Below are 22226 nucleotides of genomic sequence, written 5' to 3'. Positions count from 1 at the left end.
AAGCACTAGTGTTTTCAAATTACTAAAATATTATCAATATAAATGGGGTTTAGGCGTGGCTTAAATAGTAATTCTTTCGGCAACTCCTACTAACCAAGTACTAACTGGAATAGGATTTGGGTAAATAAAAAAAGCCTCCACTACTGAGGAAGCTTCTCCAAATGATGTGCAATATCAATATACATATCGGAATAAACCGAATGGACTTCATTACTAGGCGCAGCGTTAGAAGAGAAGTGGACGATTACCATACTTGCTTTCGGATCAATGTAAAGAGTTTGTCCGTAACTGCCTAACACTTCGAAAGCACCTTGTTCATTGTGCGGAATCCACCATTGATTATGATAAGAAATGGAAGCACCATGACCAATTGCGAGCTCACCTTCTTGTACATTTTTCACACTTTCTGTAATAGAAGAAGGGACGATTTGTTTTCCGCTATATTGACCATTATTTAATAGTAATTGTCCGAACCTCGCCATATCTCTAGCAGTTGCATTTAAGCCAGCGCTTGCTTGTTCTACTTTTGTTTCATCTGTAACGTAATAAGCGTCTTCTTCCATACCAATGTGAGACCAAATTCGTTCGCTTACATTTTCAGCTAACGATTTCCCTGTAATCGTTCGGATAATCCAAGCGAGTGTTTCAGTTGATCCGTTATTGTAAGAAAAAGCTGAAACAGGTGGTGCAGTTTCTTCTGCTTCTAGTAACATATCATAAATTTTCATAGGCCCCTCGTAATTTTTACCTCGGGGTAAAATATTACTAGCTAAATATAGTTGTGCATCTTGATTTTCTAGTCCTAGCTGCATATATCCGTGAGTAGGGTATTCAGCGGAAACTTGCATGTCCAGTAATTGCTGAAGTGTTGCTTTTCCAAACGGTGTATTTTTTAATTCTTTTATGTAAGTGTCAGCTGTTTTCTCTACATCAATAAGATTTTCTTCAGCGAGAGATTGTATGATTGCACCAGTAAACACCTTTGCTAATGATGCCATTCCATGAGGTTCACTCTCGTTATATCCATTGAAATATCGTTCATAAACAAGTTGACCATTATGTACAACGACAAAAGCATCTGTTTTGTTTTCGTCTAAAATTTTTTTTAGAGGAGTCGTATTTCCAAATCTACGCTCCACAGCAAAATCGTCTAAGTTTTGTAACGCGGTAGGGAAGGGAGCAACTTGGTCAGGGATGTTTTTTACTTCATTTATTAAAGTGAATTCTTTCATATGTGTATACGACCAGCGTAAGTAAGGATCGTCCAACCAGTTTTCTTTTGTGACATTTGCTTTAGTGGGGGTCGCTTTATTATTTTTAAAAAAAGTAAACCCAAGCCCTGTAACTACGAATAGTAATACTAGTAACAGTAATAGCAGGGGAGATTTCTTTACATTCATATAGGTACCTCCTTTAGTTTCTATTATAAGTATACGCTCGTCTTAAAATAAATACAAAATAAGGAAAGTAAACGGGTAAGTTTACTTTCCTTATGAACGTTAAGCAGATATTTGTCCGTCTGTACTTTGTTTCTTGAATTTTTGTTTTCGTCCGTGTAATCCATAATATAGAAGTAAAGTGAACGCAACGATAATAGCTGCGATAAAATACATATTATGATAACTTGATTTGGCAGCGACTATACCTAAAATGAAAGAACCGAAGCCAATGCCACTATCAAAGAACGAGTAGTAAGTAGCTGTTGCAGAACCACGTCGATGGTTTGGAGCGGCAGAAATTGCAATCGTTTGGAAACTTGGAATTAATGTTCCGTATCCTAAACCGATTAACATACCTGCGCCAAGGAACCAAAATGAAGTTTGCGCTTGGCTTAAAATGAACATCCCAATTGTGAAAATAATAATAGCGGGATAGATAAGTACATTTTCACCGAAACGATCAAATATTTTCCCTGTAAATGGACGAGAAATGACCACAACAAGTGCGTATAAAATAAAGAAGTAACTTGCAATTTCGCTTAAACCGAGTTCTTTCGCATAAATAGGAATAAAGGATAAAATGCCACTATAAGAAAAGGCTAAAACAAATCCTGTTAGAGCGATTGGAATAGAAGATGGTTCAATTAAGTCTTTCCATTTCATTTTTTCTCGTTTTTGTTTGTTTACTGGTGCTTCATGCGGAATGTTGACTAGTAATCCTAATAAAAATGCGAGTAATGAAAATACTGAACAAACGATAAATAGTACAGTAAATGAAAAATGAGAAATAATTGTTAAACCTAAAAAAGGACCAATTACCATCGGTAGACTCATAAATACGCCGTAATAAGCAAGTGCTTCGCCGCGTCTATGAGCTGGTGCTACATCAGTTACAATTGTTCCAGTTGCTGTTGTTGCCATTCCGAATCCAATACCATGTAAGAAGCGAAGGGCAAGTAATAAAAATAAACTTTGCGTACCGAAATACATAACAGTAGCGGCTAAAAATAGTGAAAGTGAAATAAATAATATTTTCTTTCTTCCTAAATCATCGAGCCATTTTCCTGTGAATGGTCTACATAAAACAGATGAAATAAGAAAAACAGTTGCAACTAAACCAATTTCCTCAGGTTTTCCTTTTAGGCTGTCTATAACATAGACAGGCAGAGTAGTCATAAGCATGTAAAATGTTAAAAAGAGAAACAGACTACTAAAACAAGTTCCGAGGAAATCCTTCGTCCAAAGTTTTTCACTTTGCATCGTCATCCCTCCATATTAATGATCTAAATTTTTGATAATTTGTTGTAACAATTGAAAAGCTTCATGTAAGTCTTCTTCTTTAATACCTTCTAGCGTCTTTTCTTCAAAGGAATCAACTTCTTCTTGCCATACTGGAATCATTTTTAGTGCAGTATCAGATAATGAAATCAACTTTTCACGGCGATCTTTTCCTTCAGTACGAATAATCCAGCCCATCGTTTCCATACGTGTTAACGTACGAGTCATCGTTGGTGATTCAACATTTAAATATTGACATAATTCTGTTTGGGTACAAGATCCAGTTTGATTAATGCGGAAAATAACAGCCCATTGCGCACTAAATAATCCTGTTGGAGATACACGTTCATTAAATTTCTTCGTAAACTTACGAGAAGTTTGACTGACAATGTGGAAAAAATGTTGTTTTTCGTCCATGTATTTTGATCCTTTCAAATTAGTTACCTAGCTAACTATATACCTTTTTATTTTACTTGTCTAGTAATAGACATGTTGTTTTATGTGGAAATTTCGTATAGATTTTGTATTGAGAACGTACATTCTAAATGGTATTCTTTAATTAAGTAAAGAATTTTTTTCTATTAAATAGAATGGGGGAACATGTGATGATTAAGCCTGCAACAATGGAGTTTGTTTCACTATCGAACGGAGAAACGATTGCGTATCAGGAAGTTGGAAGGCAAAATACAGAAATTCTTGTACTCATTCACGGGAACATGACATCGTCACAACACTGGGATTTAGTTATTGAAAAGTTGCAAGATCAATACCATATTTACGCTCTTGATTTAAGAGGATTTGGCCAATCAACATATAATCAATCGATAGATTCATTACAAGACTTTGCAAGAGATGTAAAACTATTTATCGATCAATTAAAACTAGAAAAATTTTCATTAATGGGCTGGTCAATGGGCGGTGGTGTTGCGATGCAATTTACAGCGAATCATCCAACATTTGTCGAAAAGTTGATTTTAGTAGAATCAGTGGGAATGAAGGGATATCCAATTTTTAAAAAAGATATTAACGGGCAACCGATCGTATCAAGTTTAGTAAAGACGAAAGAAGAAATCGCGCAAGATCCAGTACAAATTGCTCCAGTGCTAGATGCGATAAAAAATATGAATAAATTATATTACCGTACAGTATGGAATCTATTAATATATACACATAATCAACCTGAACCGGATCGTTATGAAAAGTATTTAGATGATATGTTAACGCAACGTAATTTCGTAGATGTGAATTATGCGCTCATTACATTTAATATTTCGGATGAACATAACGGGGTTGTAGAGGGAAATAAGCAAATTCATCATATTAAAGCTCCAACACTCGTCATACAAGGTGACAGAGATTACGTCGTACCGCAAGTAGTCGGTGAGGAATTAGCAAAACATTTGCCAAATGCAGAGTTGAAGATATTAGAAGATTGCGGACACTCACCGTTTATAGATTGTTTAGATGTATTTATAAAACATGTTGAGGATTGGTTAGACAATAAATAATTCCCGAAATATAAAACTTGCATATACTATAGCATTTGTATGTATAAGGGGAGAGAGTCAATGCATAATCCATTTTTAATATATCATTCTCCATATAATGATCATCAATATATAAAAATGATTATAAATCCGATGTATATGCAAGTTTCACCAGCTGTAGTTCCTTTGCAAGTGCAGCAATCAATGGTCCATACACATCCGATTTTATTTGGGCCTTCATTTTATGAAAATCCATATTTTAAGCATTTTCATTACAATGTGAAAGCGCAAGTATGGGAAGGATAAGAAGCTAAAAGGTTCATTCTTTTAGCTTCTTTTTTATTATGAATATTCGTACACGCATTTGAAGAAACAGTTTATAATGAAAAGTGGAAAGCGTGAGAAGGAGAGGGAAAGGGATGTCGATGCGTTTTACTTTTTGGATTATGGTTGGAATTGTAGCAATCTCAGGTTTGTCACAAGGGATGCTTTTACCTGCCATTGCAATGATTTTTGAACAAGAAGGGGTTAGTTCAAGTATTAACGGTATTCATGCGACGGCATTATATATTGGGATATTAGTTATTTCACCGTTTCTTGAAAAACCGATGCAAAAGTTTGGAATGAAGCCAATTATCGTTATTGGTGGGTTTCTCGTTATTATTTCATTATTCTTTTTTACACAAACTTTTTCATTTTGGGTATGGTTCGTTCTTAGATTTCTAGTTGGAGTCGGAGATCATATGCTTCATGTCGGAACACAAACATGGATTACGACAACATCAGACCCGAGTAAAATAGGTAGACAAGTATCGATATACGGTGTATTCTTCGGAATTGGTTTCGCAGTTGGCCCGTATTTAGCAAGCACTGTTCAGTACGGTCTTGCAACACCATTTATCGTATCTACTATACTTTGCTTAATAGGATGGCTTTTACTACTACCAACGAAAAATGCATTTCCAGCACAAGCTGAGGCAAAAACTGAAAGTAAATCATCCTTTTCTCGTTATAAACAAGTCGTTGGATTAGCTTGGATTGCGCTAATTGGTCCGCTCGCATACGGCGTACTTGAAGCGATGTTAAATAGTAACTTACCAGTATACGCACTTCGCAAAGGATGGTCTGTATCGGAAGTTTCCTTCTTATTACCAGCATTCGCAGTTGGGGGCATTATTACACAAATTCCACTCGGTATATTAAGTGATAAATACGGAAGAGATCGTATTTTAACGTGGACGTTCAGCGTAAGTACGGGCATTTTCCTACTTGCAGCAGTATTTGATCAATATTACTGGATCGTCTTTGCATGTATGCTTATAGCAGGTATGGTCATTGGCTCGTGCTTCTCATTAGGGCTTGGATTTATGACAGATTTATTACCGAGACACTTACTACCAGGGGGTAATATATTATCCGGAATCGCCTTTAGTATAGGAAGTATTATGGGACCTGTATTAGGAGGCGTATTTATAGAAAAAATACAGTATACAAGCTTTTTTATTGCGGTTATGATTATAATGGGAATTCTCGCAATGGTATATATGGTCTACATGAAGAATCAATTCGCATCAAGAAAAATAGAAAGTAGGTTAGGGCATGACAAAACAACCTAATAAAAAGAAATTTGAAGTACTCGAAAACGAAACAATTACAGACTGCTTAGCACGTATGGAACAAGAAGGCTATGCACCGTCTCGTCGCATGGAAGAACCAATCTTTCATGAAGTGAAGAAAAACGGCAAAACAGAAGTTGAACCATGCGGTAGAAAAATTGTTTTTGAGGGGAAATTGAAGTAATCAAATAACAGATTTTCTTTTTGATACAGAACAAGCCATCCAATTCATCCTCTATGAATTGGATGGCTTGTTTTTTTACACTTGATCAGTGAAGGAAAATATATTTTCTGGGAAGAACGAAAAGACATGCCCAATTCTTCTAAATCCTGTTTTCTAGACTGTAGCTTCATGTAGAAAACTTTGCAACAGAGCCTTTATTTATTGTTTTTGCTAAAACTTATGTACAATTCACAGTGCGAAACAACACATATAAAATGCCACTTCCTTTTTCATTTCTCCTAATTGGCTTCTTTATATGGATCGCAGAAAATATTGCTACTTTTTTCGTATATTGATAAAATAAGTTCTTGGGTCTTACTTGTTGTTATCAGTATAATGATTGTCGCTCAACTTAAAGAAATTAGTTACACAGATTTCGCACTATCTAAAGAGGGGACGGCAGCGATTCCCTCTTTTTGGAGCCACTCACAAACGTAAAGCAAGAGAGGAGGCTATATGAACTATTCTCCTCTCTTGTTTAGATTAACCAGCTACTACAATTGGAACAGGTATATCAAGTTCAATATCTGGAGGATGTTGATTGGAACCTAGTCGACATCCTGGTGGATAATGTTTTTCTAGCAATCTATCTTCGCACTATCTAAAGAGGGGACGGCAGCGATTCCCTCTTTTTGGAGCCACTCACAAACGTAAAGCAAGAGAGGAGGCTATATGAACTATTCTCCTCTCTTGTTTAGATTAACCAGCTACTACAATTGGAACAGGTATATCAAGTTCAATATCTGGAGGATGTTGATTGGAACCTAGTCGACATCCTGGTGGATAATGTTTTTCTAGCAATCTATCAATTCTGATGGAATCGATAGATTGTTAGAAAGTGGAAAGGAATATCCGTATATTCTGAAGCAGATGTAACAGAGTGTCCTTCCATAATTAAGTGTAAAACCAAAATACGTTGTTTTAAAAAGTTATTTGTTAGAACTGGTTATAAGTAATAAAACAGAAAAGAGGATTACATGTTACATAATTTACAGAGAAGTAAAAGAATTTTTTTATTATGTCTTATTTTTTTAGTGCTTTTAACCGCTTGTGGTAATACGGATGTTAAGACATCTAAAGCTTCATTACCACCGTCTCAATCAAATATAGATAAATCCTTAAAAGCACCAAATTGGGTAGATAAAAGTCCTATTCAACAATCTCCTAATTTTACGGAAGATAAAAAAGTAAAATCGGTTGTGAATTTAATAGCAACGGGTGATAATTTATACCATGACGCAGTAATTAAAGATGGCAAACAAAAAGACGGTTCATATGATTATAACTATATTTATGAAAATATCAAAAAAGCTGTTAAATCAAGTGATCTTGCTATAGTGAACCAGGAGACCCCGATTGCAGGAAATAATTTAAAAGTACAGGGATATCCTACTTTCAATACACCTGAAGAAGTAGGTCAATCTTTAGTGGATACTGGATTCAATATAGTGACTCAAGCGACAAATCACGCTATGGATATGGGTATTAAAGGTGTTGCGAATACAAGAGAATACTGGAAGAAATATCCGGATGTTATCCCGGTAGGCATTAATGAGAGTCAAAACGAGCGCAATGAAATAAAAACGATTACAAAAAATGGGATTCATTTTGCATTACTTAATTATACATATGGTACGAATGGAATTAAAATTCCAGCTGATAAGTCTTGGGCATTAAATTTAATTGATAAAAAAGCGATACAAAATGATGTGGAAAAGGCAAAGAGTAGTTCTGATATGGTGATTGTTATGGTGCATTGGGGAGTTGAATATACCTCTACACCTTCAAAACAACAAAAAGAAGTTGCTCAATATTTAACAGATTTAGGTGTAGATGTAGTAATTGGAAATCATCCACATGTAATTCAACCAATTGAATGGAAACAAAATAAAGATGGACATCAAACGCTAATCTATTATTCTCTTGGAAATCTTATTTCTGCTCAAGAAAAATTAGAAACATTGGTTGGAGGATTATCTTATATACAATTTGTTAAGTATGAAGATAAAACTTTTGGTATACGACAAGCGGCACTCGTACCGACAGTAACCGACTATGCTGATGGTAAGAAACAATTTAAAATTCAATTTTTAAAAGATTATTCGGATGAAAATTCTAAAAATCATGGGATTAAAAAATTTGTAGGTCCCGTTTCTTTGAAGGATTTCAAGGATATTCCTAGAGATGTGTTGGGAAATTGGTATAAAGACTAATAAACAAAAAGGGAATGAGATACAATTAAAAAATTTATAATTTTAGCATTGGTATTGACATTGGGATGGAGCCTTGCTGCTTGTAGTGGAAAACAAACATCTCAGGAAACTACTAATAATAACGATAAAAATAAAAATGAGATAAATGCGAATAAAAAAGATGTTTTACCTATCTCTGATCTTAATGATTGGAGAATTATTCTTGTAAATAGAGAACATATGTTATCAAAGGAACTAGGGATTGAATTAACAAGTATCACTCAAAATGCTAAGCCAAATATGAAAATCGATAGCAGAATTGCAACTTCCTATCAGGATATGGTAACAGCTGCAAAAAAAGAGGGAATCAATCTTTATTTAAGATCAGGTTATCGAGCTATAAAATTACAACAAACTTATTATGATGCTTCAGTTAAAAGCTATAAATCTCAAGGTTTGTCGGATAAAGAGGCTAGTGCTAAGGCATTGGAATATCTTCAGTATCCTGGTGCAAGTGAACATCACACTGGATTAGCATTAGACATTATTTCAGTTGAATGGCAGAATACTGTAGAAGATTTAAATGCAAAATTTGAAACGACTGATGCATTCAAATGGTTAGATAAGAATGCTGCAGAGTATGGGTTTATTCTCCGCTATCCAAAAGATAAAGAGAATATTACTGGCATTAAGTATGAGCCATGGCATTATCGTTATGTAGGAAAAGAAGTTGCTGTTTATCTAAAAGAAAAAGGATTAACTTTAGAAGAGTATTGCGAAAAAATTAATCCTAGCAAGTAAAAATACAATTTGCTTCTATTAAAAAGCCAGTGGACATATTTCCTTTCCTCAAAGGAAAAAATTATGTACTGCTACGGGAAAAGGCGGATCTAGAGGATGTGTGAACCTTCCTTCTAGTATTGCGAATACTGTGTATAATAATTTAAGCACGTATGAACCGGTTATCGTGTACTAGTAAATAGCAACTTCGTGTGAAGCGATGTATGTATGAAGAACTTAAATGTATAAAAGAAGCAGTGAAAAAGGATCTGATATTCATATCAGATCCTTTTTCATTCGTAACATAGAATAGTTGATTACTGTATCTGCTTAACTAAGCTTTAGAGACTGCCTGCTTTCGAGATGTTACAAAATTAACCTCGCCATCTTTTTTGTTTTGGATGGTCGCTTTTCTTAGCTTACTAGATATGTGGAGGTAGCCGGAACACTGCGCTTGGCAGTGTTTTTTTATTATTTCTGCACATAAATATATAGTCATATTGATCCCAGTTTCATTTTATTGAAGAAAAGTGCGACAGCTTTTTATCCCGCTATTTGAGGGCAGTAAAACTCCCACCTCAAAATTCAGCAGGAGATGAACAAAACCCCTACTGATTAAAGTTTCACTTTATAAAATATGGAAATGTTAAAATCCCTTTGATAGAGCAATATGCAAAAATAATTATTTATTAATTCTTAATGTAATGAATATTCATGTTTAAATATACGAATTTAACTACATGGTTATTGTAATAAAGGGGGAGAAAGATGTTAGATGAATTATATAATGCTTTTTTAAATGCATCGGGTTTTACAGAAAGCGCGAGGAAACGAGATCAGTATGATAAATTACATGATTATTTAAAAGATCAAGAAAGAGAGTTAAAACGATTCATTCAAGATGCTGAATCAGCGAAGAGAGATTATGAGAGTAAAAGTAATGGCTTAGAAGCTAATAAAATTCCGGCAGTTGAATTTGAACAAAAACGTCATGAAAAGGATGAAGACTTAAATACAGTATTATCCTATTTTAAAAGTGCATTAAGGGATGTTGGATCTGCGATAGGTACAGCTTATGCAAAGTATTTGGAATATAAAGCGAAAGCAGAAGCGGAGAAAGCGTCCGCATACAATGCAGCGACCAAGGCTTTTGAAGAAAAGAAAAAGGAAATTGAAAATCTTATCCATTAAGCATACAAAGAATGGGGGAATCAACATGAGTGGTAAAGAGGTTGAAATTATAGGAAGTAACACTGCAAGTGCCATTTCTTACGCGCAAAATATTGAAAATGGTATGAAGGATTCTTTAAACGAAGCGAAAAACTTAAAAGCATATGTTACATGTGCGAACTGAAATTGAATATATTTGTAGTACTTTTACAAATTAAATAAATTCGTTGTATTTTAATGAAAATGAATGAGTTGGAGGTTGATGAATTATGAATCTTAGTTTTGAATATACTTTTAAACAAATTAAAATAGAAGATATAGAGAGTTTTGAAAAAAATAATGGATTAAAATTACCAGATGATTATAAGAGTTTTTTATTAAAGGATAATGGTGGTAAATCTAATAGAAGGAGATTTAGTACGAAAGATGATGTGGTTACGTCATCAATTATGATGTTCTTTCCACTATCAGAGGAAACAGAAAATAATCTGCAAAATTCTTTAAATTATTATATCAAGGGGAATAAATTACCCTCTAAATTTATTCCGATAGGGAAAGACCCGGCTGATAACATTATATGCATATCAATCCATGGTAGCGATATAGGTAGTGTTTACCACTGCCATACATACCATATAGATGATGAAGGAGAATTAGAATCAAAATTTATTAGAAAAATAGCTTCTAGTTTCACAGAATTTGTTAATGAACTTTCTGAAAAATAGAATTGCATTATTAGCAAGTAAATATGTAAAATATCCAAATCAACTAGCTTTGGTTGGACTATTGAAAAAAGAATAGTGATGGATTAATGTTACATATAAAACATATGAATTTAAAGCACTTGATTGTCTACGAAAGGCAACAAGTGCTTTTTTAATAGATAGGCATGCTATAAATTAAGGCTAACAGAAATTACTAGTATTATATAATTGAAAATACATTAGCAAAAGGTGTGGACTCCGTATCCCCATTCGTTAAAGGTGTAGAAATACTGCCAGATGGAAGTGTCGTTAGAACTAGAACGAACTATAGCGGGAAATTCCAAGAAGCCTATGATGCCTCTAAGGCGAGTATTCAGAGTAGGATCTCGAATTTGGAGAGTGGTGGGGTTAAGGGTACGGGTGAAGAAGCTACTAGACTTATTCCAGGTACCCCTGGAAAGGTTACAGGAGGTAGTTCTACAAAATTAGGGCAAAATATATTGGAATCCATGGGGCTTCCACGTTCTGCATCACGGAAAGGATATCAGGCGCAAAATATAATACCTAAAAACTTAAGAAATCATCCGGTATTAAAGAAAATTGGAATGGATATGGATCATGCTGATAACGGGATATTTTTACCGATACCAGCAAAAGATCCAAGTGCTTTGTCTAGGCATAGAGGATTTCATAGTGTATATAATAATGTGGTTAAAGATCAGTTAGATAAATTAAATATCAATCAAAGTATTAAGGAGTTGGAACAACAAGTGTTTGAATTGCAACAAAAATTAAAAAAAGGTACAGAAAGTGGCTTGCCATTATACAAATCAAAGGTATTAGAAATTGGTATTGAGAAGTTTTACAAAACAAAATTAAATGAAGAAATAAAGATTTGGAAAAGAGGTGGCGGTGCTACTGAAGAACTTTGGGAAAGGTGGATAAATAAATGAAGTACGGAAAAAACACTCAATTAGTCGAAGAGGTTATTAATTTTATTACAAATTTACAACTTTTTCATAATGAAAACCTTCTAAATCGTGATGTTGTTATGGTTAATGAGTATGAAAGAGCACAAGAATTGGCATGGTCTCAAGGTTTGGATGAGGTTGAAAACGTTTGGGAAGATATTAAATCCTCAGAAGGTGGGGAAATAATAGGACAATTATATGAGCATGATTTAAACTCTATGGAGCGTACTATAAGGGAGATTATTCAATCATCCGAGAACTATCCAGGTGATTTTGTATTACAATATATTGATATTTTTGAAGAAATAATTGGAGATTTACATATGTGTGCACTAAATCGTTTAGTAAATGGAAAAGTTGATAATTTTTATGAAAGAATCTTTGAGGTTTATAAGCTTGGGGGATGGCCTTGTGGATGGGAAGGTGAATATCCAGAAGGGAGAATAATTGTATATTCACCAGATAAAAAATAAAGTATATTTGTGGTGGAAAGAAAAACAATAAGTGGTTTAAAAGTAGAGACCCATGATGGCTGTACCATCATAGAGTACTACGTGCAATGATAGAATAGAAAACGAAGTACGAGCTTAGGCGAGATGACATTTTACTGGGGCATGAATATAAAAACACATGGAATGGACATAAAACTAACGAAAACGTACAAACTCGTAAGTTTTAACGTAGTAGTTGTCATGATATACAAAAGGTGTCCTACTGTTATTATAAAACTGACAAATTTAATGTTACTTAAAAACAGATGAACTTAAAGCCACTTGATTGTCAACTAAAAGCAACAAGTGCTTTTTTACGTTTTAGCGTAGAAATTCAACAGAGAACTATAATTTTATTATGTAAACTTTTTCTGTTTTTTTACATAGTGTATACAACTAACGGGGAGATAAATGTTCACTATTACCTTCATACCTGTTATAAAAAATTCTACAATAGAAGACGGAACGTATATTTGGTATAATCGAAACATACTATATGGAATTACGGACATGAGTTTGAAATTCATGTAATAAGGTAAGTACTACATAACAATAACTAATATTTAAAGTTCTCGTACCTATAGGATTCAGTTCATGTTATACAAATCAGTTGTTAGAAAGGAAAAGATGTAATGAATCAAATTTCATTTGAAGATTTATTTGAAGAAGAAAAAGAAAAAGTGGAGGTAGCTGAGATCCCAGCACCTTTATCGCCCTTGCAAAAAGATATTTTGGGATTATTTAATTCTGAAGAAATAAGTGCACTTGAGCTATGCGAACAATTAATACGATCTGGTAAAATATCAGATGAGAGATTTACAACGAATAAGCCTAAAGCCTTTGGACAAGTATGCTTAATATTAGAAGGGTTTGTTACAGAAGGAAAGCTTACTTTTATCAAAAATGATGAGAAAAGAGATAGGGTTTATAAATTGAATGAAGAAATTTTTAACATATAAGTTGTCCAGAATTAAATGAATGTTTTCTACGGAGCTAGTTCAGTAACCAAAGTAAAAAGGGGTATCAATCAAGAAAGATTGATACCCCTTTTTGTTTTTTACATCTTACATATTTACGTTTGAAACCGAGTCTTTCTCTATCAAGTTCTAAATGCATATTTTCGTAAGCATTTAGAAAACTGCTTTTTTCTTGTTACGTCTTACTTCAACTATACCAACTTCTTTTGCAGTCTCGACTGCCTTTTCATGTAGTGGCGCATATGAAATCCTCACAGTGTTTAGAAGATTATTCATAGCGGATTTTGTTCGTTCTGGAGAATCCTGAATCGTATTTTTCGCAATTTTATAGTTTTGTAAAAAAAGTATATTAAAAAATGCACTAATAAATTATTCTCCTTTTATTTAGGCTGTTTTCGTATAGATTGTTGCTCTCTATCAACGAGTAAAAAAAGGGATATTCCACATACAACACGTTAATAACTTTCATCGCCGCTTGAAAAGATGGATGGAACGATTTCAAGGCGTTTGTACGTATTATTTGGATAGAGCAAATACTTATTTCAGCTTGCCAAAAATCTAAATGTTTCACAGTTGAAGCATTAAGAAAAGATAAAAAGCATCATTAATCAGATGCTTTTTAGGTAGATTCAATGGTTTATTGTTATTTAACTAATGGAGTAGTTTAGTTGAATAAGAAAAAAGAGTAATGCGTATTTGACTTAAAATGCGATACAAAAATGAACTGTACAAGGATGACAATTCATTTAATAGGTAGGTATTATTTCACATTCTTTAGAGGGAAAATTACCTTGTTATAAAAAAATCTTTCCCATTTAGCTAACAAACCGTTCCCATTTTCACCACGTTGAATTTCAATTTCGTGTTTTTTATGAAATTCTGCTATTCGTTTATTATGCTCTTTGTGCAATTGATGGAGAGCTACTTGTTTCATTATTATCCCTCCTTTCGATTAACCATAATTATATATCCTGGGTTGATTATAGCAAAGTATTCTACACGTTTTGTAGATTAAATCTGCCTTTTAGTTTTAACAGTAACAATCTTTGAGAAAACAGCCTTTATTTATGACGATCGCCGTAAGGTCATTGCCCAAAATAAAAGAGCACAAGCACTAACGGATGCACCTAATATACAAACTCCGTTCCATCCGTAGCTTGCATAAATGTTTGTGGAAAGAATTGCACCTGTTGCACTGCCGATAGAATAAAAAATCATGTAACTGGCAGTGAGGCGACTTCTCGCTTCTGGACGCACTGTGAAAAGCATACTTTGATTGGTGACATGTACAGCTTGCACAGCTAAATCTAAAAGGATAACACCGATAACTAGTAGGAATAGAGAATGGTTCATTAATTTAATTAGGAGCCATGAAAGTAATAATAAGGATAAGGCTATGCCAGTAGTTCTCTCTCCGAATCCGCGATCAGCAAGTTGTCCGGCTTTAGTGGCAGCTAATGCACCAGCAACTCCAGCAAGACCAAATGCTCCGATAGCTGTATGTGATAGATTATATGGTGCAACACTTAGAGGTAAAACTAATGAAGTCCATAAAATACTGAATGAAGTAAAAATAAGCAATGCTAATATTCCGCGAATACGTAAGATCCTTTCTTCTACAAATAATAAGAGAACAGAACGTAATAATTTACGATAGGTCATAGCTGTTTTTTTATGTTCAAGACTAGGTAAATTACGATATAACAAACCAATTACGAAGAGCATAAGTACAGCAGAGGTGAGATAAACGGAACGCCATCCCGCTAGATCTGTTAATGTTCCGGCAAATGTACGTGCAAGTAGAATTCCTATTACGACACCACTCGTGACGAAACCTACTATTCGCCCACGGTCTTTTGGGTTAGCTAAAATGGATGCGTATGCGACGAGTGTCTGCGTAACAGTCGCAAGAATTCCGACTAAGGCCATACCTATAAAAAGTACGGTACTGGAAGGAGCGGCTCCGACCACAATTAAAGCGAAAACGGATAAAAGCATTTGAACAATGATAAGTCTTTTTTGGTTTAACAAATCACCAAGTGGAACTAATAAAAGTAATCCGAGTGCATAACAAACTTGAGTAATCGTAATAACGACACCAATAGTTGAATGGTTGATCTTAAACGCATTTGATAAAGAATCAAGTAGAGGATGAGCGAAGTATATATTCGCCACAGCCATCCCGCAAGCTATTGAAAATAATAGAGTTATATAGCGGGGCATGATTGTATTGATAGGTGATTGGAACTGATCATTATTCTGTGTAAGAGCAGTTGTCATTTTTTCTTTAGCATCCATAATATCATCTCCTTTTGTTTTTAAAATAATGTACCGAAGGGTATGTTATTTTGTAAGTCAAATATAATCAGGGATAAGTTGCTATGTCAAGTGAATTGTAAAATAAATTCAGTTTCTTTTGACATATCATTTATAATTTAATACGATATATAATATACTGATTAGTACATAAAAACGTGATTTATAATTTAGAAAACAGGTGAAAAAAGAGGAGGGGTTAAATGGCTCGACTACGTGAATTTGATAAAGAAAAAGCTTTGGATGCTGCTATGCAACTTTTTTGGGAGAAAGGATACGCTGCTACTTCATTAAGTGATCTAACTGCTAAAATGGAAATACAAAGACCGAGTTTATATGCAGCATTTGGTGATAAAGAAGGGCTATTTGAAGCTGCATTACGGAGATACACGAATTTACACGCAGCTAGCATTCGAACAAAACTTCAAAAAGAACAATCTGTAAAAGAGGCCATTCGTATATTTTTTGAAAATATGGTGGAAGAGGAATATAAAAAAGAATCAAATAAAGGCTGTTTTTGTATTAACACAATGGTTGAGATTGCCCCTCATAATGAAAAATTTGAAGTGCTGACTAGAGAACATCAAATGTATCTTTCAGTTATATTTCAAGAATTAATTACTAAAGAAATTCAGTCTGGAGAACTGCAAAGTGATGTGAATGCTAAAGCATTGGCACAAACGCTAGTTACTTCATTAATTGGATTAACGGTGTTAATGAAATCTCGCCCAGAACGTTCAGTTGTAGATAATTCGGTATGTATCATATTATCGTTACTAAAATAAATGTAACAGAATTGTATTTCAATCAACTATGTCGATTATAGACACTTTTATTTATAAGCTTTTAACTTTAAGCACTGAATTGTCTACGAAGGCAACAAGTGCTTTTTATTTTCGTGTAAATATGAGCAGGTGAATCATAATGGTTGTCTGCAATATATGAAGATTGTTGGAGACATTTGTAATTAGGAATCGGATAAGAGAGGAATGAAAACACTATATAAGCCCCTTCCAAGCCCTTCATAAGCACCTACCAAGTAATAAATCACTAAGAAAAGAAAAAACAAAACAAAAACAACTACAAGAACAAAAAAGCGCGAAAAAATAAAACCGGCGTTGTAGTAGTTAAAAAAATTTGGAATTCAAATGCAAAAAACAAAGCCCTCATTCCTATATGTATATTGAAGGATTGAATTCTGCCTTTTTATGAATAAAAGGAGGAGGTAAATATATGGCGGTGTACCGTAATGTGCAGGTGAACTTTTGGCAAGATGAATTCATATTAGATTTAACGCCAGAGGAGCGTTATTTTTACATATATTTGTTAACTGGTACGAAAACGAAGCAATGTGGAATTTACGTATTACCGAAGCGTGTGGCAGAACTGGAAACAGGCTACAGTATGGAAACTGTTGAGAAGTTATTGAACCGGTTTGTGGAATACGGGAAGATTTTATATGATGCGGAAACGAAAGAGTTATTCATTATAAATTGGTTACACTATAATCCTATTTTTAATACGAACATAGAGAAATGTGTATTACGTGAGCTGAAAATGGTGAAAAGTAAAGAGTTCCTACATAAGTTTTTGCGTAAATGTCTTGAAGAAGAATGCAAGATTCCATTATTACTTCAGTATTTTGGTATGCCAGAGGAAGAGGTTAGTAGTAATTCACAACAAGTAATTATTCAAGAGAAGGAAGAGGTAGAAAGAGTAGAGGATGCCACTCCGCATAGTGAAGTTTATAAATTTTACGAACAAAACATTAGTAGTCTATCTCCATATATCGCGAAGGAATTAAAGGAATGGATGCAAAGAGTTTCAGGAGATAAAGTACTAGAGGTACTTAAAATTGCGTTTGAACATAATAAGCGAACGCTCGCTTATGTGAAGGGGATTTTGAGGAATTGGTGTAAGAAAGGACGAGTAAGCTTCAATAAAGGAAAGGAAATAGTGCGTAAGAGAGAAGTATTCAGTTTGTATGATCCATAGCATGAGCAAGTAATGATTTCTTCTTTTCTAAAAGGTTCTTTCACAATAGAAGCGAATAGATTGAGAGAGGAGGGATTGTATGGAAGCCGTCATAAAAAAGAAACGAAATAGGGGAAAAAGAATTTTTATTTGGTCTAGTAGTATCGTTCTTTTTTTGTTTATTTGCGCTATGATTTTTTTGAACATATATACGCTTAGTTCTGTGCCAAAGATAGATGGAACGATAAAACTTGAGGATTTACAACATGCTGTTGCGGTGAAACGAGATAGTAAAGGTGTACCACATATTAAAGCGGAAAATGCGCATGATTTATATTTCTCGCAAGGGTATGTACAAGCGCAAGATCGTTTGTTTCAAATGGATTTAAGTAGAAGACAAGCTTCTGGTATGTTAAGTGAAGTTGTAGGGGAAGCAGCTGTTGATCGAGATAAATTGTTTCGAACGCTCGGTTTACGGCGAGCAGCCGAAGCGTCTGTTAGTCAATATGATGGAGAAGCGAAATATGCCCTGCAGTCATTTGCTGATGGGGTGAATACTTTTATACGTGAGGCAAAAGAGGAAAAGAAATTGCCGGTTGAGTTTACTTTATTAGGCTATGAACCTGCTGAATGGTCAATCGTGGATTCTTTAACGATTGGAAAGTATATGGCGTTTGATTTAGGAGGACATTGGCACGGACAGGCATTTCGATATTGGGCGCTGAAAAATTTACCGAAAGAGCAAGCAAATGAGCTATTTCCTACATATCCGAAAGATGCGCCTAGATTGCTAGCTGAATTGAAAAATACAAATGTGGATGTAGCACAAAGTTTTTCAAAGACAGTTATTCCACCAGAGTTTAACGGTAGTAATAACTGGGTTGTGAGTGGTGAAAAGAGTGTATCTGGTAAGCCGATTTTAGCGGATGATCCTCATTTATCTCTTGCGACACCTTCTATTTGGTATCAATCGCAACTTGAAATGAAAGATTTACATGTGAGTGGCGTTATTTTCGCAGGAGTACCAGGCGTTATATTAGGACACAATGACAAAATAGCATGGGGCGTTACGAATACAGGTCCTGATGTGCAAGATTTATATATTGAGAAGCGAAATCCTAATAATGAAAATGAATTTTTGTATAACGATAAATGGGAAAAGGCTACGGTTGTTGATGAATCTATTAAAGTAAAAGGCTGGAAAACAATTCCGTATAACGTTACGGTTACGAGGCATGGTCCAGTTATTTCAGAGTTTGCGGATAAAGGAAAAGAGAAAACAAAAACAGTATTCGCTTTGAAATGGACTGCTTTGGAGCCTTCCGCTGAATTAAAGGCTGTATTAAATATGAATAAGGCGAAAGATTGGAATGAGTTTGAAAAGGCTCTTCAAGATTTTCATACACCGACTCAAAACTTTGTGTTTGCATCAAACGATGGCACAATTGCTTATAAAGCGAATGGAAATATACCAGTGCGTAAAAAAGGTGATGGTAGTTTGCCTGTGCCAGGATGGACAGATGAATATGAATGGGAAGGGTATATTCCGTTTGATCAACTTCCAAAAGTAATAAATCCAAAACAAGGGTTTATTTCAACTGCAAATAATAAAATCGTTGATGATAATTATCCGTACCATATTAGTAATACGTGGGCGCAGCCATATAGGCAAATGCGTATTCAAGAGTTTTTACAAGAGAAGGAAAAGTATACGGTGAAAGATTTAGAAGATTTACAGATGGATCAAAAAATTTATATGGGAAAGAGTTTACTCCTATATTGTTAAAAGAGTTAAATAAAGCATCTTTAAATGAAGTAGAGAAAGAAGGCGTAAAACAATTAACAAAGTGGAATTTTTACGATAGTAAAGATGAAGCTGCACCATTAATATTCCATTTGTTAATGAAAGAGATTTCGAATACGCTATTTTCAAAAGAAATACCGAAAGATGTGATGGAGTTATTTGAAGGGAAGTCACAAGTAGTTGATGAATTGATTCGAAAAGAAGTAGCAGGAGAAAATAGCGCTTGGTTTACGAAGTACGGAGGCTTCACAAAAGTTGTGCATACATCGTACGAAAATGTAATGAAGAAATTACAGAAGGAATATGGACCGAATGTTGCGGAGTGGAAGTGGGGCGATTACCATCAACTTGCTTTTACACATCCAATTTCGAGATCATCTAGTATATTAGCATTACTCGCATTTAATCGTGAGAAACCAGTTCCAATAGGCGGAAGTCAAGTTACCGTTCAAGCAGCGAGTTACGGAGATAACGGTATTGTCAATCACGGGGCATCTTGGCGATTTGTCATTGATACGAAAGATATGTCAAACGGTTATCATATAGTGGGGCCGGGACAATCAGGACATTTTAGAAGCGATTGGTATCATGATCAAATAGATGATTGGGTGAACGGTGAGTATCATACGACTACACTTAATACAGATGGGATAGAAGGGAAAGTGTTAACTTTACAGCCGAAGTGATAATATTTCCACTGATGAAAACTGTTAAATTAGAACATAACCCAGTTCTTAAATAATTTTAAAAGCCTACTATCAGTTAAATTGATAGTAGGCTTTTGTATTTTAGAGAATAAGATTCAATGATTTTATTATGACAAAACAGTAAGTGTTTTAACATTTACTTATACGATAACGGGCCTTATTTACTCTGTTACAAAAGAAACCACACAAAGCGTTCTTTTTCTTTGTTGCTCATTTTTATACACCGCATAACATTTTGTTATTCAATAATTCCAATTTCTAGAGCCTTTTGAACAGCTTCTTCTTTGTTACGGACTCCTAACTTTGTATAAGCTGTGGAAGCATAGTTTCTGACCGTACCATTCGATAAATATAACCTTGATGCTATGGTAGTGTATCGAAGTCCTTTTGCTACTAGCTGCAATATTTCTATCTCTCTAGCTGTTAGCTCATAAGCAGTTGCTTTTGATTGTGGTGTCTCGATTTGCTCATCAAACTTCTCAAATATTTTGTGAGACATTCCCTGATCAATCAGTGTCCCACCTTTGTGAATAAGTCGGATCGTATTAGCTAGCTCCAATGTTTCAATAGATTTGAGTAAAAAACCATCCGCACCGTTGCGAAGTGATTCCAACGCCTGTTCGGTATCCTGAAAAGTTGTAAAAATCAACACGCGGATATGTGGCCATTGTTGCTTAATCTTTTTGGTTGCTTCGACTCCATCCATGTGCTGCATATCTAAATCCATAAGTATAACGTGGGGTTGAAGGCGCCCACACAAATCGATGGCTTGATTGCCATCCTCAGCCAAACCGACTACATTTAAATCTTCATATCTATCGAGTAGTGTCCTCAAACTTTCCCGAACAAATGGCTGGTCGTCTACAATTAACAAACGAATAAGTCCATCTTTTATTTCAGTTTGTCGCGGTATGGTACATGTAACAAGCATTCCTTCCTCTGGCTTTGTATATACAGACAATTGACCTTGCAAATTCATTGCCCGTTCTTTCATCGCATTCATACCGAAGCCTTCCTGCCATTCTACATTTCCTTTTCCGTTATCTTGAACTTCTAACCTCGTATATTGTTGTTCAAACTGCAATGAAACTATAATTTCAGTCCCCTGACCATGACGTACTGCATTTGTAAGAGATTCTTGTAAGCAACGAACGAACGCTATCTTCGCTTGCCGGGACAATTGATATTCCTCTCCGTATGCCCGAAAACTTACAGTAACCTGAGCGTGCTCCTGAAATTCGGCTCCAAGATTTTGTAGAGATTGAATTAAGGAGGGCGATTGACACGGAGACTCCATTTGATGTAGGTAACCTCTCACGTCCTCGATGCTTTTACGTCCCATTTCAAGCAGAGAATCTAGCCTCTGTATACCCATTTCAGTAGCAAGTTCGGTGCGCAACGTTTCCATCCCCATAATAATAGAAGTATAAGCGTGACCAACTGTATCATGAAGCTCACCCGATAGTCTGTTTCGTTCCTCTGCCAGTGTTATGCGTTCAATCTGAGACATATATTGCTCAAGTACTGCGTTTTGTTTACGAATTGCTTCATTTTGCTTATGATTGACGATTAATAAATGAAAGGCGAATCCCATTACATAAGCGAATCCATAATAGGTGACCATAACCCAATAGCTATTACTTGGTGCAACCGCATAGAAAATTCCAGTTGTTATAAAAACTGTTGTTGGAGCTGTCCAATAATAGGACAAATGCTTACTATTTGCTGCGATAAGAAATACCGATATAAGAAAGATATTGTAAGCTTCTGGAAATAAAGAGGTTAAGAATATACATAGTCCACCATATAGCAATATTTCTGTGAATAAGTAATATTTATAATTGAATAGTAAGGCTACCCATGGAATAGAGAAGGCAATAATTTCCCAAATAATAATAATCCAAAGTGGTAATGTTAAACCATCCTGGAAATTTAATGTTGCTAGGAGGGTAGACACACTAACAAGTAGACGGATTCCTAACATAATCCAATCATACCAAAACCAATATTTAACCATATCAAACAATTTATTTACCCCCTAAGTAGCCTTCTTTCTCATTTCCTATATTATAGAATAATCCTTCTTACATTGTTATA

The 22226-nt window shown here is 34.8% G+C and carries 20 protein-coding genes and 4 pseudogenes; 17 read left to right on the top strand and 7 right to left on the bottom strand.

From position 1 onward, the window contains the following. Positions 1-140: 140 nt before the first annotated feature. The 3 genes from JFT95_RS13690 to JFT95_RS13680 form a co-directional block, all read right to left on the bottom strand. Positions 141-1400, bottom strand: a complete 1260-nt coding sequence (locus tag JFT95_RS13690; protein ID WP_201052537.1) for a serine hydrolase domain-containing protein — start codon at positions 1398-1400, stop codon at positions 141-143. Positions 1401-1499: 99 nt separating this feature from the next. Then, complete coding sequence (locus JFT95_RS13685) at positions 1500-2699, bottom strand: MFS transporter (protein WP_002128166.1); 1200 nt, start codon at positions 2697-2699, stop codon at positions 1500-1502. A 15-nt stretch (positions 2700-2714) separates the two neighbouring features. Then, positions 2715-3134, bottom strand: a complete 420-nt coding sequence (locus JFT95_RS13680) for a MarR family winged helix-turn-helix transcriptional regulator (protein WP_002033056.1) — start codon at positions 3132-3134, stop codon at positions 2715-2717. A gap of 173 nt (positions 3135-3307) precedes the next feature. On the opposite strand from JFT95_RS13680, the gene phaZ reads away from it, so the two are divergent. From phaZ to JFT95_RS13615, 13 genes and pseudogenes are all read left to right on the top strand, one after another. Further along, positions 3308-4225 carry an intracellular short-chain-length polyhydroxyalkanoate depolymerase gene (phaZ, locus tag JFT95_RS13675; protein WP_201052535.1) on the top strand — a complete coding sequence of 306 codons (918 nt, stop codon included), beginning with the start codon at positions 3308-3310 and terminating at the stop codon, positions 4223-4225. Between the two features lie 60 nt (positions 4226-4285). Further along, positions 4286-4510, top strand: a complete 225-nt coding sequence (locus JFT95_RS13670; protein WP_002013808.1) for a hypothetical protein — start codon at positions 4286-4288, stop codon at positions 4508-4510. A 113-nt stretch (positions 4511-4623) separates the two neighbouring features. After that, complete coding sequence (locus tag JFT95_RS13665; protein ID WP_201052533.1) at positions 4624-5820, top strand: MFS transporter; 1197 nt, start codon at positions 4624-4626, stop codon at positions 5818-5820. After that, positions 5804-6004, top strand: a complete 201-nt coding sequence (locus JFT95_RS13660) for an NETI motif-containing protein (protein WP_000166305.1) — start codon at positions 5804-5806, stop codon at positions 6002-6004. The genes JFT95_RS13665 and JFT95_RS13660 overlap by 17 nt, the downstream gene beginning before the upstream one ends. Before the next feature lie 194 nt (positions 6005-6198). Next, positions 6199-6481 (top strand): annotated as a pseudogene (locus JFT95_RS13655) (DUF817 family protein); the annotation flags it as partial. A gap of 539 nt (positions 6482-7020) precedes the next feature. Next, entirely contained in the window at positions 7021-8256 is a 1236-nt protein-coding gene (locus JFT95_RS13650) for a CapA family protein (protein WP_002190154.1), read from the top strand. 48 nt (positions 8257-8304) lie between these two features. Then, on the top strand, positions 8305-9036 hold the full coding sequence (locus JFT95_RS13645) for a M15 family metallopeptidase (RefSeq protein ID WP_033709263.1): 732 nt from the start codon (positions 8305-8307) through the stop codon (positions 9034-9036). 747 nt (positions 9037-9783) lie between these two features. Then, complete coding sequence (locus tag JFT95_RS13640; RefSeq protein WP_201052531.1) at positions 9784-10206, top strand: hypothetical protein; 423 nt, start codon at positions 9784-9786, stop codon at positions 10204-10206. A gap of 25 nt (positions 10207-10231) precedes the next feature. Then, the gene (locus JFT95_RS13635) at positions 10232-10369 is read left to right on the top strand and encodes a hypothetical protein (RefSeq protein WP_201052529.1); all 138 of its coding nucleotides are present in this window, start codon (positions 10232-10234) and stop codon (positions 10367-10369) included. Positions 10370-10454: 85 nt separating this feature from the next. After that, entirely contained in the window at positions 10455-10910 is a 456-nt protein-coding gene (locus tag JFT95_RS13630; RefSeq protein WP_002033063.1) for an SMI1/KNR4 family protein, read from the top strand. Between the two features lie 230 nt (positions 10911-11140). After that, on the top strand, positions 11141-11842 hold the full coding sequence (locus JFT95_RS13625) for an AHH domain-containing protein (protein ID WP_201052527.1): 702 nt from the start codon (positions 11141-11143) through the stop codon (positions 11840-11842). Further along, a complete protein-coding gene (locus JFT95_RS13620) occupies positions 11839-12333 on the top strand; it encodes a hypothetical protein (RefSeq protein WP_016120503.1) in 495 nt (164 codons plus the stop codon). The genes JFT95_RS13625 and JFT95_RS13620 overlap by 4 nt, the downstream gene beginning before the upstream one ends. A gap of 650 nt (positions 12334-12983) precedes the next feature. Beyond that, on the top strand, positions 12984-13310 hold the full coding sequence (locus JFT95_RS13615) for a DUF3895 domain-containing protein (protein ID WP_002013774.1): 327 nt from the start codon (positions 12984-12986) through the stop codon (positions 13308-13310). A gap of 64 nt (positions 13311-13374) precedes the next feature. On the opposite strand, the pseudogene JFT95_RS13610 reads toward JFT95_RS13615, so the two are convergent. After that, positions 13375-13655: pseudogene (locus JFT95_RS13610) on the bottom strand (hypothetical protein); the annotation flags it as partial. 97 nt (positions 13656-13752) lie between these two features. Between JFT95_RS13610 and JFT95_RS13605 the strand changes: the two are divergent. After that, positions 13753-13875: pseudogene (locus JFT95_RS13605) on the top strand (IS1595 family transposase); the annotation flags it as partial. A 213-nt stretch (positions 13876-14088) separates the two neighbouring features. Here the strand turns inward: JFT95_RS13605 and JFT95_RS13600 are convergent. Further along, a complete protein-coding gene (locus JFT95_RS13600) occupies positions 14089-14262 on the bottom strand; it encodes a hypothetical protein (RefSeq protein ID WP_002013769.1) in 174 nt (57 codons plus the stop codon). Between the two features lie 131 nt (positions 14263-14393). Continuing rightward, positions 14394-15626 (bottom strand): MFS transporter, encoded by a 1233-nt coding sequence (locus JFT95_RS13595; RefSeq protein ID WP_201052525.1) that lies wholly within the window; start codon positions 15624-15626, stop codon positions 14394-14396. A gap of 221 nt (positions 15627-15847) precedes the next feature. Here JFT95_RS13595 and JFT95_RS13590 point away from each other — a divergent pair, with 221 nt between their 5' ends. The 3 genes and pseudogenes from JFT95_RS13590 to JFT95_RS13580 all read left to right on the top strand — a co-directional run bounded on the left by JFT95_RS13590 (position 15848) and on the right by JFT95_RS13580 (position 20108). Next, positions 15848-16429 carry a TetR/AcrR family transcriptional regulator gene (locus JFT95_RS13590; RefSeq protein WP_201052523.1) on the top strand — a complete coding sequence of 194 codons (582 nt, stop codon included), beginning with the start codon at positions 15848-15850 and terminating at the stop codon, positions 16427-16429. 448 nt (positions 16430-16877) lie between these two features. Next, positions 16878-17639 (top strand): DnaD domain-containing protein, encoded by a 762-nt coding sequence (locus JFT95_RS13585; protein ID WP_201052521.1) that lies wholly within the window; start codon positions 16878-16880, stop codon positions 17637-17639. Between the two features lie 79 nt (positions 17640-17718). Continuing rightward, positions 17719-20108: pseudogene (locus JFT95_RS13580) on the top strand (penicillin acylase family protein). Between the two features lie 259 nt (positions 20109-20367). Here the strand turns inward: JFT95_RS13580 and JFT95_RS13575 are convergent. Next, positions 20368-22155, bottom strand: a complete 1788-nt coding sequence (locus tag JFT95_RS13575) for a helix-turn-helix transcriptional regulator (RefSeq protein WP_002084561.1) — start codon at positions 22153-22155, stop codon at positions 20368-20370. Between the last annotated feature and the right edge of the window lie 71 nt (positions 22156-22226).

Source organism: Bacillus sp. TH17 (assembly GCF_016651125.1).
GTDB classification, from domain to species: Bacteria; Bacillota; Bacilli; order Bacillales; family Bacillaceae_G; genus Bacillus_A; species Bacillus_A mycoides.
Note: the sequence above shows the minus strand (reverse complement) of the source record. Positions and strands in the feature narration are given on the sequence as shown.